The sequence below is a fragment of the Bradyrhizobium sp. 4 genome (genome assembly GCF_023100905.1).
In the GTDB taxonomy this organism is placed as follows: Bacteria; Pseudomonadota; Alphaproteobacteria; order Rhizobiales; family Xanthobacteraceae; genus Bradyrhizobium.
On record NZ_CP064686.1, the window covers coordinates 3,206,707 to 3,222,903 of the forward strand.

A 16,197-nucleotide genomic window follows, 5' to 3' on the forward strand; every position below is an offset into this window, starting at 1 on the left:
GGTTCTATTACATCGCGCTGAAAATCTTGCTGCTCGGCGCTGCCGTGGCGCTGGCGCTGAAACTCTATGGGATGTGGTGAAGACGATGGCACAAGCACTCCCAAAGCCTGGTTTGCGGCCTTTCCTGCCGGAGGACGTGCCGGTTCTTGCCGCGATCTTCACGGCCAGCATCGAAGAGCTGACCGGCGATGACTATAGCGAAGCGCAGCAGCAGGCCTGGATGGCGGCGGCCGAGGACGAAGAATTCGGCAAGCGGCTCGCCTCCGACCTGACGCTGATCGCGACGCTGGAGGGATCACCGGTGGGCTTTGCCTCGCTGCGCGGCAAGGATCATGTCCGCATGCTCTATGTGCATCCAGCCGTGGCCGGGCAGGGCCTCGCGACGATGCTCGTCGATGCCTTGGAAAAGCTTGCGGGCGGCCGCGGTGCCGACAAGCTGACGGTCGACGCCAGCGACAACGCGCAGGGCTTTTTTGCCAAGCGCGGCTATGTCGCCATGCAGCGCAACAGCATCACCGTCAATGACGAGTGGCTGGCCAACACCACCATGCAGAAGACGCTCGGCAGCGGACCTGCGTCGGGAGCCCTGCAATGAGCAAGGAGCGCCTTTATCTGTTCGACACCACGCTGCGCGACGGCGCGCAGACCAACGGCGTCGATTTCACGCTGACCGACAAGCAAATCATCGCCCAGATGCTCGATGAACTCGGCATCGACTATGTCGAGGGCGGCTATCCCGGCGCCAATCCGACCGACACCGAGTTTTTCGGCACCAAGCCGAAGTTTTCGCATGCGCGCTTCACTGCGTTCGGCATGACACGTCGGGCAGGGCGCTCGGTCTCCAACGATCCTGGTGTGGCCGGGCTGCTGGAAGCAAAAGCCGACGCGATCTGCTTTGTGGCGAAGGCTTCGGCCTATCAGGTGCGCGTTGCCTTGGAGACGACGAAGGAGGAGAACCTCGCCTCGATCCGCGACAGCGTCGCGGCGGCGAAGGCCGCCGGCCGCGAGGTGATGCTCGACTGCGAGCATTTCTTCGACGGTTACAAGGAAGACGCCGGTTTCGCGCTCGCCTGCGCGAAAGCTGCCTATGAAGCCGGCGCGCGCTGGGTGGTGCTGTGCGACACCAACGGCGGCACCATGCCCAACGAGGTCGAGGCGATCGTTGCCGAGGTGGCGAAGCACATCCCCGGCGATCATCTCGGCATCCACGCCCATAACGACACCGAACAGGCGGTGGCGAATTCGCTCGCGGCCGTGCGCGCCGGCGCGCGCCAGATCCAGGGCACGCTGAACGGCCTCGGCGAGCGCTGCGGCAACGCCAATCTCTGCTCGCTGATCCCGACCTTGAAGCTGAAGGCCGAGTTTGCCGACGCCTTCGAGATCGGCGTCACGGCGGAAAAGCTCGCAACCCTGGTCAAGGTGTCGCGCACGCTCGACGACATGCTCAATCGCGTGCCGAACCGGCATGCGGCCTATGTCGGCGAGAGCGCCTTCGTCACCAAGACCGGCATCCATGCCTCCGCCGTGCTGAAGGATCCGCAGACCTACGAGCATGTCTTGCCGGAGCTGGTCGGCAATCACCGCAAGGTGCTGGTGTCCGATCAGGCCGGCCGCTCCAATGTCATCGCCGAGCTCGACCGCGCCGGCATCGCCTATGAGAAGAGCGATCCGAAGCTGTCGCGGCTGGTGGAGGAGTTGAAGGAGCGCGAGGCGCAAGGCTATGCCTATGAATCCGCCAACGCCTCGTTCGAGCTGCTGGCGCGGCGCACGCTCGGCAAGGTGCCGCATTATTTCGAGGTCGAGCAGTTCGACGTCAATGTCGAGCAGCGCTACAATTCGCACGGCGAGCGCGTCACCGTGGCGCTGGCGGTGGTCAAGGTCGACGTCGCCGGCGAGCATCTGATCTCGGCGGCCGAAGGCAACGGTCCCGTCAACGCACTCGACGTCGCTCTGCGCAAGGATCTCGGCAAGTACCAGAAATATATCGAAGGCCTGACGCTGATCGACTATCGCGTCCGTATCCTCAACGGCGGCACCGGCGCGGTCACGCGCGTCCTGATCGAGAGCGAGGACGAGAACGGCGACAGCTGGACCACGGTCGGGGTGTCCCCCAACATCATCGACGCCTCGTTCCAGGCGCTGATGGATTCGGTGATCTACAAGCTGGTGAAGTCGGGCGCGCCGGCATAGGGGACATGGCGCCAAGAACGCAATGACGAGGAGAGCGGGGAGCGCGACCCATGATCGACCACATCTCCGTCGGCGTCAGCGACCTGCAGCGCTCGGCGACATTTTACGAAGCGGCGCTCGGGGCCCTCGGACTCGCGCGCGTCGTCACGCGACCGCGGACGATCGGCTTCGGCAAGGCCTATCCCGAATTCTGGATCAATCTGCGCGAGGGCATGCCGCACGTCACGCTGGAGAGCGGCGTGCATATCTGCCTGCGGGCCAAGACCTCCGCCGAGGTCGATGCATTTCACGCCGCAGCGCTGTCCGCGGGCGGCGCGTCCGACGGCGCACCGGGTATCCGCCCGCACGATCGCGTGCGCTATTACGCAGCCTTTGTCGTCGACCCCGATGGCAACCGAATCGAGGCGGTGACGTTTCCTGCGGACTAGAGCTTGCGCGCCATTTCCGGTGCGAGCTGCTTTTCCGCGTCTTCGATCTGCGCCGCAGCCGATTTCAGCTTCGGCAAAATCTCTTCGATCCGATCGGCCTTGAGGATGTCGACCGAAAGCCCGGCGCGGATGAACTCGGTCTGGCGCATGTGCGACAGCAGCGAGAACAGCGGCTCCCAGAAATTATCGATGTTGGCCAGCAGCACCGGCTTGGCATGACGTCCGAGCTGCTTCCAGGTCAATTGCTCGACCAGCTCTTCCAGCGTGCCGACGCCGCCCGGCAGCGCCACGAAGGCGTCGGAGCGTTCGAACATCAAGCGCTTGCGCTCGTGCATGTCGGGGGTGACGATCATCTCCTGCACGCGCGTCAGCGCGTTTTCGCGCATCCGCAGGAAGTCGGGGATGATGCCGGTGACGGTGCCGCCGTGATCGAGCACGGAGGTCGCGACCGAGCCCATCAGGCCGAGCGAGCCGCCGCCGTAAACGAGGCGGATGTTGTTCTCGGCGAGCGCCTTGCCGAACGCCTTGGCGCCTTCGGTGAAACGGGGATTGGTTCCTGGGCCGGAGCCGCAATAGACACAGACGGTTTTGATCGTGCTCATTGGTGCCATGATGCATTGCAGCGGAGAGGCGTCAAGCCCAATCGGTGATTCGGGACTTCCGGAAATCTACCGGTAAACGACGGCGAACAATCGAAGATTCGCCATCTGGCGGGGTGCATGGGCATCGGTAAGGCTCTATATGACAAACGAAAATCCTTAATGGCAACGCAGCCCGCATCCGACGGGCTTTTCAGGCTTCTTGATGGACCAAGCTCAATCGCCCGCCGGCCCCAACGTTCCTGATCCCGCCGGAGGGCCGCTGGAGCGGGCCACGCTGATGGGCACGCTGGCGCATCTGTGGCCCTATATCTGGCCGGGCGACCGTTTCGACCTGAAGATGCGCGTGGTCTGGTCCATGGTGCTGCTGCTCGCGGCCAAGCTGATCACGCTGACGGTTCCTTTCAGTTTCAAATGGGCGACCGACGCGCTGACCGGCGCCAACACCGCGCCGGTTCAGGCCGACAATTGGCACCTCTGGGTGATTGCCTCGCCGCTGCTGCTGACCGCCAGCTACGGCGTGATGCGCATCGTGATGGCGGTGCTGACGCAATGGCGCGACGGCATTTTCGCGCGCGTCGCCATGCACGCGGTGCGCAAGCTTGCCACCATCACCTTCATCCACATGCATGAGTTGTCGCTGCGCTTCCACCTGGAGCGCAAGACCGGCGGCCTGACGCGCGTGCTCGAGCGCGGCCGCGAGGGCATCGAGGTCATCGTGCGCATGGTGATCCTGCAGTTGATCCCGACCATCGTCGAGGTCTCGCTGCTGATGGCCGTGCTGCTGTGGCAGTTCGATTGGCGCTACGTGCTCGCGACCCTCGTCACTGTCGCCGTCTACATGTACTACACCTACATCGCGACCGAGTGGCGGATTGGTATCCGCCGTAAGATGAATGATGCCGATACCGAGGCGAACACCAAGGCGATCGACTCGCTGCTCAACTACGAGACCGTCAAATATTTCAGCGCCGAGACCCGTGAGGCGCAGCGCTACGACCGATCGGTCGCGCGTTACGAGGAGTCGAGCGTGCAGGCTTATACTTCGCTTGCAGTTCTCAACACCGGGCAGGCCGTGATCTTCACGCTGGGGCTGACCGCGACCATGCTGATGTGCGCGATCGGCGTCCGCAACGGCACCAACACGGTCGGCGATTTCGTGCTGGTCAACGCCATGATGATCCAGCTCTACCAGCCCTTGAATTTCATGGGCATGGTCTATCGCGAGATCAAGCAGGCGATCATCGACATCGAGAAGATGTTCAACGTGCTGGGGCGCGAGGCCGAGATCAAGGACGCGCCGGACGCAAAGCCGCTGGTGGTCTCAGCGGGCAATGTGCGTTTCGAGGACGTGCGCTTCGCCTATGACCCTGCGCGCCCGATCCTGAAGGGCATCAGCTTCGAGGTGCCGGCCGGCAAGACGGTGGCGATCGTCGGCCCGTCCGGCGCCGGCAAATCGACCATCTCGCGGCTGCTGTTCCGCCTCTACGACATCTCCGGCGGCCGCATCCTGATCGATGGCCATGACATTCGCGAGGTCACGCAGGCGAGCTTGCGCGCGTCCATCGGCATGGTGCCGCAGGACACCGTGCTGTTCAACGACACCATCCGCTACAACATCCGCTACGGTCGCTGGGACGCCAGCGATACCGAGGTCGAGCAGGCAGCGCAGCTGGCGCAGATCGATCATTTCATCCGCATGGCGCCGAAAGGCTACGAGACCCAGGTCGGCGAGCGCGGTCTGAAACTGTCCGGCGGCGAAAAACAGCGCGTCGCGATCGCGCGCACCGTGTTGAAGGCGCCGCCGATCCTGGTGCTGGACGAGGCGACCTCCGCACTGGACACCCACACCGAACACGAAATCCAGGGTGCGCTCGAGCGCGTGGCGAAGAACCGCACTTCGCTGGTGATCGCCCATCGGCTCTCGACCATCGTCGGCGCCGACGAGATCATCGTGCTGGACCAGGGCCGCATTGCCGAGCGTGGCACCCACGCAAAACTGCTCGCGGAGGGGGGACTTTACGCCAGCATGTGGAACAGGCAGCGCGAGGCCGAGGCGGCGCGCGAGAAACTGGCCAGGATGGCCGACCCTGACGAGGCGCCCAACCGGGAGCCACCGCCGGTTGCCGATGTCCTGACGACGCCTGCGGCGGCGGAGTGACCTTGTCTCCGGTCCCAACTCTGGCCTAAACAACACCACCGCGCGGGACGACCTGCGCCATCAACCCTGAGCGGCAGATAGCGATGTCCATTCTCGATTCGATCCAGCGTCAGATCCCGCCGATCCACAAGGAGGGATATCCCTTCATCGGCGGCTTTGCGCTGGCAAGCCTCCTCCTGTTCTGGCTGTGGTCGCCTTTGGGGTGGATCGGCACCATCCTGACCGTGTGGTGCGCGCTGTTCTTCCGCGACCCAGTGCGCGTGACCCCAGTGCGCGAGGGGCTCGTGGTGTCGCCCGCCGACGGCCGCGTCTCCATGATCACTATGGCGCTGCCACCGGCCGAGCTCGGGCTCGGCGATCGGCCGCTGCCGCGCGTCTCAGTGTTCATGAGCGTATTCAACTGCCATGTGAACCGCAGCCCGATCGCGGGCCGGGTGGACCGTATCGCCTACCGTCCCGGCCTGTTCATCAATGCCGAGCTGGACAAGGCGAGCGAGGACAATGAGCGCAACTCGCTGGTGATCACGACGCCGACGGCGCGGATCGGCGTGATCCAGATCGCGGGTCTGGTCGCCAAGCGCATCGTCTGCTTCGTCAAAGAGGGGCAGGCGATCGGCGCCGGAGAGCGTTTCGGCCTGATCCGCTTCGGCTCGCGGCTCGACGTCTATCTGCCGCTGGGCACCAAGGCGCTGGTCTCGGAAGGGCAGACTGCGATCGCCGGCGAGACGATTCTGGCCGATCTCGCCGGAGACGACCCGAGTCGCGCCTACCGTGCCAATTAACCAATAAGTCGGTCCTGAGGGGCCTTCCGCCGCAATGGCGGAGGGGAACGCGGCTTGCTATATCTCGCCCCAAGGTGAGGACGAGCCATGACGCCCTATGACTTCAAAGATCCTGATGTGCGCCGCCGGCGGTTCCGCCCGATCCCGGTGCGCATGCTGGTGCCCAACGTCATCACGCTGCTGGCGATCTGCGCCGGCCTGACCTCGATCCGGCTCTCGATCGAGGGGCGGATGTCGCTCGCGGTCTACGCCATCGTGTTCGCGGCGGCACTCGATGGCATCGACGGCCGCATCGCGCGCATGATCAAGGGGCAGTCCAAGTTCGGCGCCGAGCTCGACAGCCTCGCCGATTTCGTCAATTTCGGCGTGGCGCCCGGCCTGATGCTGTATTTCTGGCAGCTGCACGAGCTCGGCAATGCCGGCTGGATCGCCGCCATGGTGTTCGCGATCTCCGGTGGCCTCCGCCTGGCGCGCTTCAATGCCACCATGGACGATCCCAACAAGCCGGCCTTTGCCGCGAATTTCTTCACCGGCGTGCCGGCGCCGGCCGGCGCGATCACGGTGCTGCTGCCGATCTATGTCGCGTTCCTCGATCTCGGCCGGCTGCCTGCGGCGGTGACGGCTGCGTATACGCTGCTGATCGCCTTCCTGATGGTGTCGCGCCTGCCGGTCTTCTCCGGCAAGACCAAGCGCATGCGCGTGCCGCCCGAACTGGTGCTGCCGGCGTTCGTCGCGGTGGTCGTGTTCATCGCGATCCTGATCGCCTATCCCTGGCACGTGCTGTCCATCGGAACGGTGCTGTATCTCCTCGCTTTGCCGCTCGGCTACAAATCCTATCGCGACCAGGCGCGCGCGATGGAAGCCACCGCGCCGGCTGGAGGTGAGGTCTCTTCGCCGCCGTCGGCGCCGACGCTGGCAAACCTGTCGGAGCCGCCGCGCGAAGACGACCGGCCCGACCGGCTGCACTGAACGGCCAAGCAGCAAGGCGCTGAACAGCGAGACTTGGATATCTGCCATGAGGCGCCCTGAGTTGGGTTGAGGCCCGATCTCGGCTATATCGCCCGGTGCCGGCGGCACCGCGCCAACAGCGGCCGCCAATCTGGGAGAGAACGCCGTGACGAATACTGCGACCGGGCCGCTGCCCGCTTCCGTCCTCGAAGCGCTGGGCCGCTATGACACGCCGACGATCTGCAATGCCATGGAGATCGTGGCGCCCGAGCGCCGGCTGATCGGCTACACCACCAAGCCACTGGTCTGCCCATTTCCCGATCTGCCCCCGATCGTCGGCTATGCCCGCACGGTCGCGATCCGCTCGGTGCTGAAAAATTCGCTACCGCCGGAAGAGCAGGCCAAGCGCCGCATCGACTATTACGAATATGTCGGGACTGGCCACGGTCCGCGCATCTCGGTGATCCAGGACATCGACGGTCCCGACGTCGGCTACGGTGCGTTCTGGGGCGAGGTGCAGAGCAACGTGCACAAGGCGCTCGGCTGCCTCGGCGTCATCACCGACGGTTCGATCCGCGACATTCCGCAATGGGCGCCGGGCTTCCAGGCACTGGCCGGCTCGATCGGCCCGTCGCATGCATGGGTGCACGCCGAGAGCTTTGGCGGCGAAGTGCGCGTCGCCGGCATGACCGTCAAGTCGGATGATTTGATCCATGCCGACCAGCACGGCGCCATCGTGATCCCGCACGATATCGCCGCAAAGCTGCCCGAGGCTGCCGAGCTCTGCGGCCGTCGCGAGACGCCGATCCTCGAGATCGCCCGCAGCCCCGACTTCTCGCTGGAAAAGCTCAAGGTCGCGCTGAAGCGCTCAGCGGAGATCCACTAACGGCGGGACCGCAATGATCTACGGTTGCGAAGCCGCTCGCAGGCTGCCCTGTTCCGTGAGGAACAAGGCGGCCTGATCCGGCTCGCCGAGCACCGCGGCAGCGCATCCGATCAAGGTGAAGCCGCCGGCAAAATCCCACAGGGTGATATCTTCCGCATTGTCCGGCATGTGGATCAGGCGTGCTGCGATCACGGCCAGGGCCGCCTCCACAAAGAGCAGCACGCTGAACGCCGGCAGGACGAGCCCGGGTTCGAGCATGTGGAGCGCCAGCACTGCGGGAAGCGCGGTGAGAAGACTGAACAGCGTCACCATTGCGATGCCTTCCGCCCTGAGGAGCCGGCCCGCTCCAGAATACCAACTGATCGGGTCGCCCCGATGTGGCGCAGGGCCGCAGCCGAAGGGATCGCGCGCGCACGGCCTTGGGTGATGGGGTGCGTGCAACGCCCTATGGTTAGCGAAATGTTGAAATCCCTGTCGGCACTCGGCAAAAGTCGGCGCCTTTCAGCGCGCTGCGGCCGCCAGGCGCGACGGCTCAACTTAACCTTTACGCGTCTTTAATCGCGGCTCACTAGGGTTTCCGATGCGGTTCGGGGTTGGGCCGCGCCATCGGCCAGGACGGCCGTTGTTGCGTTCGCGTTGGAGTCTCCCATGGATATCATGACGAGCATCGGGCTCGTGGCGGGTATTGTCGTCATCGCGACGATGATGCTGCTGGGCGGCGATCTCCACATGTTCGTTTCCGAGCATGCGATGATCATCATCTTCGGCGGCTCGACGGCTGCGACCATGATCCGCTTTCCGCTCTCGACGCTGATCCACGGCCTGCCGCTCGGCGCCAAGTTTGCCTTCACGATGAGCCGTCTGTCGGCGCACGATCTGGTCGACGAGCTCGCCCGTATCGCCGAGATCGCCCGCAAGCAGGGCCCGGTGGGGCTGGAAAAAGTCGAGACCGACGAGCCGTTCCTCGCCAAGGGCATCCGCTACGTCGCCGACGGCTACGACCTTGATTTCATTCGCGACAATCTCGAGCGCGACCGCGATAATTTTTTGATGCATCTGGACGAAGGCAGCAAGATCTACCGCGCCATCGGCGACTGCGCCCCGGCCTTCGGCATGGTCGGCACGCTGATCGGCATGGTGCAGATGTTCGCCAACATGACCGACCCTTCAAAGCTCGGCCCGTTCATGGCCACCGCGTTGCTCGCGACTCTCTACGGCGCGCTGGTCGCCAACCTGTTCTGTACCCCGATCGCCGACAAGCTGCATGGCAAGCTCCTGGACGAAGAGACCAACCGCACGTTGATCATCGACGGCATCCTGATGATCCGCGACTCCAAGAGCCCGACGCTGGTCCGCGAAATGCTGCTGGCCTACCTGCCCGAGAAGCACCGCCACGCCGAAGGCGAGCCGGTGCCGGCCTGAGGCCGCGCGTCGGGATTTGAGACATGGCCAAGAAGAAGCGCGGCGATTCACACGGAGGCGGTCACGGCTGGTTCGTGACCTTCGCCGACCTGATGGGGCTGATGATGAGCTTCTTCGTGATGCTCGTCGCGTTCTCGACGCAGGATGCCAACAAGCTCAAGGTCGTCGCAGGCTCCATGCGCGACGCCTTCGGTGTCCAGACCGAAGCGCGCTATTCCGGTATCGTCGAGTCCGACGGCCTGCCGACCCGCCCTCGGCTGAAGAACGTCGATCACATTCAGCCCGAGGACTCCTCCAACACGCCGACGCCGGACCAGGAGGATCGGGACCGCACGTCGGGCGCCAAGATCAAGGTCGACCGCAATTTTGCGCTGGCGGCGGCCTCGCTGCGCCAGGCATTGCAGGACATGCCGGAACTGACCGAGATGTCCAAGCACATCATGTTCGAGGAGACCAAGCAGGGCCTCAACCTCGAGATCGTGGACCAGGACGGCCGCTCGATGTTCGCCGACGGCTCCAAGGTGCCCTATGACCGCACCCGTCGCCTGATCGAGAAGCTCGCTGTCCCGCTCAAGGCGACGCCGCTGCGCGTCTCCATCGCCGGCCACACCGCGGCTGGATTCGTGCCGACCCGCAGCGACTACGGCGCCTTCGACCTGTCGGCCGACCGCGCCAATGCCGTGCGTCAGATCCTCGAACGCGAGGGCCTGCCGGCCGCCCATGTCTTCGCCGTCGCCGGCAAGGCGGATACCCAGCCGCTGTTTCCGGACGATCCTTCGCTCGCGGCCAACCGGCGGGTGACCATCACCCTGATGCGCGAAGATCCGCCGCTGCCACCGAATCTGAAGCCGTAGGGCGCATTCGAGCGAAGCGGGCCCTGTTTCCCGCGAAGAAACCGCGACAAAACAAGGATGTAGAGCCAATTCCCCTTCGATCGGGGACGGAAAGGCTCAGGGCTCTTGTGCCACCGTCTTACCTGAGGCATGTCGTCGCGTGGGCGACGACCGTTGCTGCGCCGTCACAGCATCTGCCCCGGCGCCTGCTATGGTGATGTGCCGATTGACAGGGGCGCCGGAACCGTCAAAAGGCGCCGGATCAATTCTCGGGCAAAAGCGTTCCAGTTTCATATGACGGCGAGCATCACATCGACCGAAGCTCCGGACGGACCGGTCAGCTCGGGTTTCTGGGGCCTGACGCTCGGGAGCATCGGCGTCGTCTTCGGCGACATCGGCACCTCGCCGCTCTACGCATTCCACGAGGCGGTCAGGGGCGCGGCCCACGGTCAGCCGGTCTCGCGGGTCATGGTGCTCGGCGTGCTCTCGTTGATCCTCTGGGCGCTGCTGATCGTCGTCACCGCCAAATACGTTCTGCTGCTGCTGCGCGCCGACAACAACGGGGAGGGCGGCACGCTTTCCCTCATGGCGCTCGGTCAGCGCGCGCTCGGGCGGCGGAGCTGGTTCCTGACGGCGCTTGGCGTGGTCGGCGCCTCCATGTTCATCGGCGATTCCATGATCACGCCGGCGATCTCGGTGCTGTCGGCGGTCGAGGGTCTGAAGCTCGCAACACCCGCCTTCGAGCACTATGTCGTTCCCCTGACCGTTCTCATCCTGGCGCTGCTGTTCGCGGTCCAGAGCAAGGGGACGGCGCTGGTCGCCTCGGCTTTCGGGCCGGTGATGGTCGTCTGGTTCACCGTCCTTGCCGTGTTGGGCGCCGTTCACATCGCCGACGATCCGTCGGTGCTGGCAGCAATCAATCCCTATTACGCGCTGGAATTCCTGCTGTCGCACGGCACGATCGGCTTGGTGACACTGGGAGCGGTGTTCCTCGCGGTGACGGGCGGCGAGGCGCTTTACGCAGACCTCGGCCATTTCGGCCGCAAGCCGATCCAGTCGGCCTGGATGTTCTTCGTGCTGCCTGCGCTCCTGATCAACTATTTCGGGCAGGGCGCACTGGTGCTGTCGGATCCCACCGCGATCGAACACTCCTTCTATCGCATGGTGCCCGAGCATTTCGTGCTGCCGCTGGTCGGACTTGCGACCGCGGCGACCGTGATCGCGAGCCAGGCGGTGATCACAGGGGCCTATTCGCTGGTCTATCAGGCAGTGCAGCTCGGCCTCCTGCCGCGCTTCGAGGTGCGCTTCACCTCGGAAACTCATGCCGGCCAGATCTATCTGCCGCGTGTAAACCGGCTGCTGCTGATCGGTGTGATGCTGCTGGTGCTGTTGTTCCACACCCCCACCAATCTGGCTTCGGCCTACGGTATTGCGGTCTCCACCACCATGGTTGCTGACGGCATCATGGGCTTCATCGTGATTTGGAAATTGTGGAACTGGCGCGCGGCCACGGCCGCAGCGGTGATCCTGCCCTTCGTCGTGGTCGACATCAGCTTCTTCAGCGCGAACCTCCTGAAGCTGCTCGAAGGCGCCTGGGTGCCGCTGCTGTTCGGCGTGATCATGGCCGGGACAATCTGGACCTGGCGGCGAGGGTCGGGGATCCTGATCCAGAAAACGCGCCGCATCGAGGTGCCGCTGGACGATCTGATCCGGAGCCTGGAGAAGCGGCCGCCGCACATCGTCAAGGGCACCGCGGTGTTCCTGACCAGCGATCCCTCCTTCGTGCCGACCGCGCTGCTGCACAATCTCAAGCACAACAAGGTGCTGCACGAGCACAACGTGGTCCTGACCATCGAGACCGCGCATACGCCGCGGGTCGATCTGTCGGAGCGTTTCCGGATGGAGAAGATCAGCGACAAGTTCTTCAAGGTCCGCTTGCGCTTCGGTTACATGGAGCAGCCAAACGTGCCCAAGGCGCTCGCGATCGCGCGCAAGCAGGGCTGGCAGTTCGACATCATGTCGACCTCGTTCTTCGTGTCGCGGCGCTCGCTGAAGGCGTCGGCGCAGTCCGGCATGCCGCTTTGGCAGGATCATTTGTTCATCGCGCTGAGCCGGTCCGCCAACGACGCCACCGACTATTTCCAGATTCCCACCGGGCGGGTGGTTGAAGTCGGAACCCAGGTCACCATCTAAGCAGCGACTGGCGGAGCCATGCAAAACTGCATGTCTAGGCCTCAAAATCGGGCTAGGCTATGCCGGTAGCGCAGGCCTATAAGCCGCGCGCCCTTCTGCCGTTGTGCAGTGAAGCATTTTCAGAGGCCATCAGGCTCTCCCATGACAAGTGACGTAGCGATTTCCGCCCCGGAAACGGCGGCGGCCAATGGGCATGGCGATGCCCACACCACTGCCGGTTTCGGTGCGCTGACACTCGGCAGCATCGGCGTCGTCTACGGCGATATCGGCACCAGCCCGCTCTACGCGTTCCGCGAGGCGGTCATGGCGGCTTCTGGCGCGGAGGGGCTGCCGACGCCGGCGGCCGTGCTCGGCGTGCTCTCCCTGATCCTGTGGGCGCTCATCATCGTGGTGACGCTCAAATACGTCGTGATCCTGCTTCGCGCCGACAACAACGGCGAGGGCGGCACGCTGGCGCTGATGGCCCTGGCCCAGCGCGCAGTCGGCACCCGCGGAACAACCATCGTCCTGCTCGGCATCATTTCCGGCGCCCTGTTCTACGGCGACGCCGTGATCACGCCGGCGCTCTCGGTGCTGTCGGCGATCGAAGGCATGAAGGACGTCACCCTGCACTTCGAGCCCTACATCGTGCCGCTGACCGTGATCATCCTGGTCGGCCTGTTTGCCGTGCAGTCCCGTGGTACCGCTCGCGTCGCCGCTTTCTTCGGCCCAATCATGTGCGTCTGGTTCGCCGTGATCGCAATCGCGGCGATCCACCCGATCATCCAGCAGCCGCAGGTGCTGTTGGCGCTGAACCCGCTCTACGCCGTGTCCTTCATGATCCACCATGGCATCATCGGGTTCGTGACGCTCGGCGCGGTGTTTCTGGCGGTCACCGGTGCCGAGGCGCTCTATGCCGACCTCGGCCATTTCGGCAAGCGGCCGATCCAGACCGCCTGGCTGTTCATCGTGGTGCCGTCGCTGGCATTGAACTATCTGGGGCAGGGCGCCCTCGTGCTCGGCGATCCCGGCGCGATCGTCAGCCCGTTCTTTCAGCTCTTCCCGCAAGGTTTTTTCCGCGGCTGCATGGTCGTGCTGGCGACCGCCGCAACAGTCATCGCGAGCCAGGCGGTCATCACCGGTGCGTATTCGCTGACGCGTCAGGCGATCCAGCTCGGTCTGTTGCCGCGTTTTGAAATTCGCCATACCTCTGAAGCCCATTCGGGCCAGATCTTCATCCCGCGCATCAACCAGCTCCTGCTGGTGGCGGTGGTCCTGCTGGTGCTGCTGTTCCGCTCTTCCACCGCGCTGGCGTCGGCCTACGGCATCTCCGTCACCGGAACCATGGTGGTCACGGCGATGATGGGTTTTGTGGTGATCTGGAAGGTCTGGAAATGGTCGCCGTTCACGGCCGCCGCCCTGATCGCGCCGTTCCTGTTCCTCGATCTGACTTTTCTCGCCGCCAATCTGCTGAAGGTGTTTGAGGGCGGCTGGGTGCCCCTGGCGCTCGGCGCAGTCATGATGATGCTGATGTACACGTGGCGGCGCGGCAGCCGGCTGCTGTTCGAGAAGTCGCGCAAGCTCGAATTCCCGCTCGCCGACCTCGTGGCGATGCTGGAGAAGCGGCCGCCGCAGCGCGTGCCCGGCACCGCGGTGTTCCTGACCAGCGATCCCGTCAGCGCGCCGACCGCGCTGATGCATAGTCTGAAGCACTACAAGGTGCTGCACGAGAAGAACGTCATTCTCACGATCGAGACCGCACAGACCCCGCGCATCGATCCGGCCGAGCGGGTGAAGCTGGAACAAATCTCGCCGACCTTCTCCAAGGTGACGCTGAAGTTCGGCTTCATGGAATCGCCCAACGTGCCGAAGGCGCTGGCGATCGCCCGCAAGCTCGGCTGGCAGTTCGACATCATGTCGACCTCGTTCTTCCTGTCGCGGAGGGCGCTCAAACCGGCCGCCCATTCCGGCATGCCGCGCTGGCAGGACCGGCTGTTCATCTCGCTCAGCCGTTCCGCCAACGACGCCACCGACTATTTCCAGATCCCCTCCGGCCGCGTCGTCGAGGTCGGCACCCAGGTCACCATCTAAAGTGACGATCTGATCCTCCGTTGGAAGGTCGCGCTTCAAGTCGCTGCGATTTAGCTTTAACTTGCGCAAGGCAGCTCAAGCCTTTGTAGCGCTTGATTTTCACCGGCCGAGAGGCGAGGTTGCCGGCCGCCGGGATCGCCCCGGCAGCGGCCCGCGACGTTGGAGGATGATGTGGCAAATCAAGTACAGGATCTGACCCCGGACGAGGTCTCCAAGGGTGTCGCGGAAGGGCGCTATCTCCTTGTCGACGTGCGCGAGCCGAACGAGGTCGAGGCCGAGGCTTATCCCTACGGCGTGGTCGTGCCGCTCTCGACCTTCGATCCCAAGGCGATCCCCGATCCCGCGGGCAAAGAGGTCGTGTTCGCCTGCCGCTCGGGCAAGCGTTCGGTGACGGCCTCGCTGGCAGCGCAGGCCGCAGGCCTGCCTTACGACAAGCATCTGGCCGGCGGCATGCTGGGCTGGAAGGCGGCGGGTCTTCCCAGCAAGGTCGGCGGCTGACCCCGCCGATGTCCAAGAGCTCGTCCCTCAACAAGGTCTTCGCGGACCTTCCCGTCACCATCTTCGAGGCGATGTCGCAGGCCGCGCGCGACAATGCCGCCATCAATCTCGGCCAGGGCTTTCCCGACGATCCCGGCCCCGAAGACATCCGCTGCGCCGCAGCCGAGGCCTCGCTGAACGGCTACAACCAGTACCCGTCGATGATGGGCCTGCCGGAGCTGCGCCAGGCGATCGCGACCCATTACGGCCACTGGCACGGCCTCGAGCTCGATCCGATGAGCGAGGTGATGGTGACCTCCGGCGGCACCGAGGCGCTCACCTCGGCCATCCTCGCCGTCGTCCAGCCCGGTGACGAGGTGGTGTGCTTCCAGCCGGTGTACGATTCCTATCTGCCGATCATCCGTCAGGCCGGCGGCATTCCGCGCCTGGTCCGGCTCGAGCCGCCGCATTGGCGGCTGAATGAGGACATGCTGAAAAGCGTCTTCAATTCAAAGACCAAGGCGGTGCTCTTCAACAATCCCCTGAATCCGTCCGCGGTGGTGTTTCCGCGCGAGGACCTCGAGCTTTTGGCGCGCTACTGCCAGGAGTTCGACGTCATCGCGATCTGCGACGAGGTCTGGGAGCACGTCACCTTCGACGAGCACAAGCACATCCCGCTGATCACCATCCCCGGCATGCGCGACCGCACCATCAAGGTCGGCTCGGCCGGCAAGATCTTCTCGCTGACGGGCTGGAAGATCGGCTTCGTCTGCGCCGCGCCGCCGTTGCTGCGCGTTGCCGCCAAGGTGCACCAGTTCCTGACCTTCACCACCGCGCCGAACCTCCAGGCCGCCGTCGCTTACGGGCTCGGCAAGCCGGACGAGTATTTCCTGTCGATGCGCAAGGACCTGGCGCGGAGCAGGGACCGCCTTGCCAAGGGACTGGAGAGCCTCGGCTTCCCGGTGCTGAAGTCGCAGGGAACCTACTTCCTCACCGTCGACCTGTCCCCGCTCGGGCTGAACGAGAGCGACACCGAGTTCTGCTGGCGGATCGTGAAGGACTACAAGGTCGCGGCAATCCCGGTGTCGGCCTTCTACGAGCAGGACCCTGTGACCTCGGTGGTGCGCTTCTGCTTTGCCAAGAAGGACGAGACGCTCGACACCGCGCTGGAGCGGCTGTCGGACGCGGTGCGCGGGCGCAAGAGGTAG

General features: G+C 64.5%; 15 protein-coding genes. 13 read left to right on the forward strand and 2 right to left on the reverse strand.

Going from position 1 to position 16,197, the window contains the following annotated elements:
* Window positions 1-85 precede the first annotated feature (85 nt).
* Genes IVB45_RS14600 through IVB45_RS14610 form a run of 3 tightly spaced genes read left to right on the forward strand, consistent with a single transcriptional unit; the run spans window position 86 to window position 2,618 of the window.
* Window positions 86-595, forward strand: a complete 510-nt coding sequence (locus IVB45_RS14600) for a GNAT family N-acetyltransferase (protein WP_247286678.1) — start codon at window positions 86-88, stop codon at window positions 593-595.
* Window positions 592-2,190, forward strand: coding sequence for a citramalate synthase (cimA, locus tag IVB45_RS14605; RefSeq protein WP_247360392.1), 1,599 nt, complete (start codon window positions 592-594; stop codon window positions 2,188-2,190). Before IVB45_RS14600 ends, cimA begins: the two co-directional genes overlap by 4 nt.
* Window positions 2,191-2,240: 50 nt before the next feature.
* Complete coding sequence (locus tag IVB45_RS14610; RefSeq protein WP_247360394.1) at window positions 2,241-2,618, forward strand: VOC family protein; 378 nt, start codon at window positions 2,241-2,243, stop codon at window positions 2,616-2,618.
* Here IVB45_RS14610 and IVB45_RS14615 read toward each other — a convergent pair.
* Window positions 2,615-3,220, reverse strand: coding sequence for a TIGR00730 family Rossman fold protein (locus IVB45_RS14615; protein WP_018459347.1), 606 nt, complete (start codon window positions 3,218-3,220; stop codon window positions 2,615-2,617). The genes IVB45_RS14610 and IVB45_RS14615 overlap by 4 nt on opposite strands.
* Window positions 3,221-3,422: 202 nt before the next feature.
* On the opposite strand from IVB45_RS14615, the gene IVB45_RS14620 reads away from it, so the two are divergent.
* The 4 genes from IVB45_RS14620 (at window position 3,423) to IVB45_RS14635 (ending at window position 7,994) form a co-directional block, all read left to right on the forward strand.
* Entirely contained in the window at window positions 3,423-5,378 is a 1,956-nt protein-coding gene (locus tag IVB45_RS14620) for an ABC transporter ATP-binding protein/permease (RefSeq protein ID WP_247360395.1), read from the forward strand.
* 77 nt (window positions 5,379-5,455) lie between these two features.
* Window positions 5,456-6,160, forward strand: a complete 705-nt coding sequence (locus IVB45_RS14625; protein ID WP_256374445.1) for a phosphatidylserine decarboxylase — start codon at window positions 5,456-5,458, stop codon at window positions 6,158-6,160.
* A gap of 87 nt (window positions 6,161-6,247) precedes the next feature.
* Entirely contained in the window at window positions 6,248-7,129 is an 882-nt protein-coding gene (locus IVB45_RS14630; RefSeq protein ID WP_018459344.1) for a phosphatidylcholine/phosphatidylserine synthase, read from the forward strand.
* A 145-nt stretch (window positions 7,130-7,274) separates the two neighbouring features.
* Window positions 7,275-7,994 (forward strand): RraA family protein, encoded by a 720-nt coding sequence (locus IVB45_RS14635; protein WP_247360396.1) that lies wholly within the window; start codon window positions 7,275-7,277, stop codon window positions 7,992-7,994.
* Window positions 7,995-8,012: 18 nt separating this feature from the next.
* Here the strand turns inward: IVB45_RS14635 and IVB45_RS14640 are convergent, their stop codons facing one another.
* Window positions 8,013-8,306 carry a hypothetical protein gene (locus IVB45_RS14640; protein ID WP_027569442.1) on the reverse strand — a complete coding sequence of 98 codons (294 nt, stop codon included), beginning with the start codon at window positions 8,304-8,306 and terminating at the stop codon, window positions 8,013-8,015.
* 336 nt (window positions 8,307-8,642) lie between these two features.
* Between IVB45_RS14640 and IVB45_RS14645 the strand changes: the two genes are divergently transcribed.
* The 6 genes from IVB45_RS14645 to IVB45_RS14670 all read left to right on the forward strand — a co-directional run bounded on the left by IVB45_RS14645 (window position 8,643) and on the right by IVB45_RS14670 (window position 16,197).
* On the forward strand, window positions 8,643-9,416 hold the full coding sequence (locus IVB45_RS14645) for a MotA/TolQ/ExbB proton channel family protein (protein WP_018459340.1): 774 nt from the start codon (window positions 8,643-8,645) through the stop codon (window positions 9,414-9,416).
* A 23-nt stretch (window positions 9,417-9,439) separates the two neighbouring features.
* Window positions 9,440-10,270, forward strand: a complete 831-nt coding sequence (locus tag IVB45_RS14650) for a flagellar motor protein MotB (protein ID WP_007592497.1) — start codon at window positions 9,440-9,442, stop codon at window positions 10,268-10,270.
* Between the two features lie 273 nt (window positions 10,271-10,543).
* Window positions 10,544-12,442, forward strand: a complete 1,899-nt coding sequence (locus tag IVB45_RS14655; RefSeq protein WP_247360397.1) for a potassium transporter Kup — start codon at window positions 10,544-10,546, stop codon at window positions 12,440-12,442.
* Window positions 12,443-12,583: 141 nt separating this feature from the next.
* Window positions 12,584-14,512 carry a potassium transporter Kup gene (locus IVB45_RS14660; protein WP_027569444.1) on the forward strand — a complete coding sequence of 643 codons (1,929 nt, stop codon included), beginning with the start codon at window positions 12,584-12,586 and terminating at the stop codon, window positions 14,510-14,512.
* Between the two features lie 171 nt (window positions 14,513-14,683).
* A complete protein-coding gene (locus IVB45_RS14665) occupies window positions 14,684-15,010 on the forward strand; it encodes a rhodanese-like domain-containing protein (RefSeq protein ID WP_015686918.1) in 327 nt (108 codons plus the stop codon).
* 8 nt (window positions 15,011-15,018) lie between these two features.
* Window positions 15,019-16,197, forward strand: a complete 1,179-nt coding sequence (locus tag IVB45_RS14670) for an aminotransferase (RefSeq protein WP_247360398.1) — start codon at window positions 15,019-15,021, stop codon at window positions 16,195-16,197.

Coding starts and splice junctions, on each gene's coding strand:
- IVB45_RS14600 (WP_247286678.1), top strand. CDS start 86: ATGGCACAAGCACTCCCAAAGCCTGGTTTGCGGCCTTTCCTGCCGGAG.
- cimA (WP_247360392.1), top strand. CDS start 592: ATGAGCAAGGAGCGCCTTTATCTGTTCGACACCACGCTGCGCGACGGC.
- IVB45_RS14610 (WP_247360394.1), top strand. CDS start 2,241: ATGATCGACCACATCTCCGTCGGCGTCAGCGACCTGCAGCGCTCGGCG.
- IVB45_RS14615 (WP_018459347.1), bottom strand. CDS start 3,220: ATGAGCACGATCAAAACCGTCTGTGTCTATTGCGGCTCCGGCCCAGGA.
- IVB45_RS14620 (WP_247360395.1), top strand. CDS start 3,423: ATGGACCAAGCTCAATCGCCCGCCGGCCCCAACGTTCCTGATCCCGCC.
- IVB45_RS14630 (WP_018459344.1), top strand. CDS start 6,248: ATGACGCCCTATGACTTCAAAGATCCTGATGTGCGCCGCCGGCGGTTC.
- IVB45_RS14640 (WP_027569442.1), bottom strand. CDS start 8,306: ATGGTGACGCTGTTCAGTCTTCTCACCGCGCTTCCCGCAGTGCTGGCG.
- IVB45_RS14645 (WP_018459340.1), top strand. CDS start 8,643: ATGGATATCATGACGAGCATCGGGCTCGTGGCGGGTATTGTCGTCATC.
- IVB45_RS14650 (WP_007592497.1), top strand. CDS start 9,440: ATGGCCAAGAAGAAGCGCGGCGATTCACACGGAGGCGGTCACGGCTGG.
- IVB45_RS14655 (WP_247360397.1), top strand. CDS start 10,544: ATGACGGCGAGCATCACATCGACCGAAGCTCCGGACGGACCGGTCAGC.
- IVB45_RS14660 (WP_027569444.1), top strand. CDS start 12,584: ATGACAAGTGACGTAGCGATTTCCGCCCCGGAAACGGCGGCGGCCAAT.
- IVB45_RS14670 (WP_247360398.1), top strand. CDS start 15,019: ATGTCCAAGAGCTCGTCCCTCAACAAGGTCTTCGCGGACCTTCCCGTC.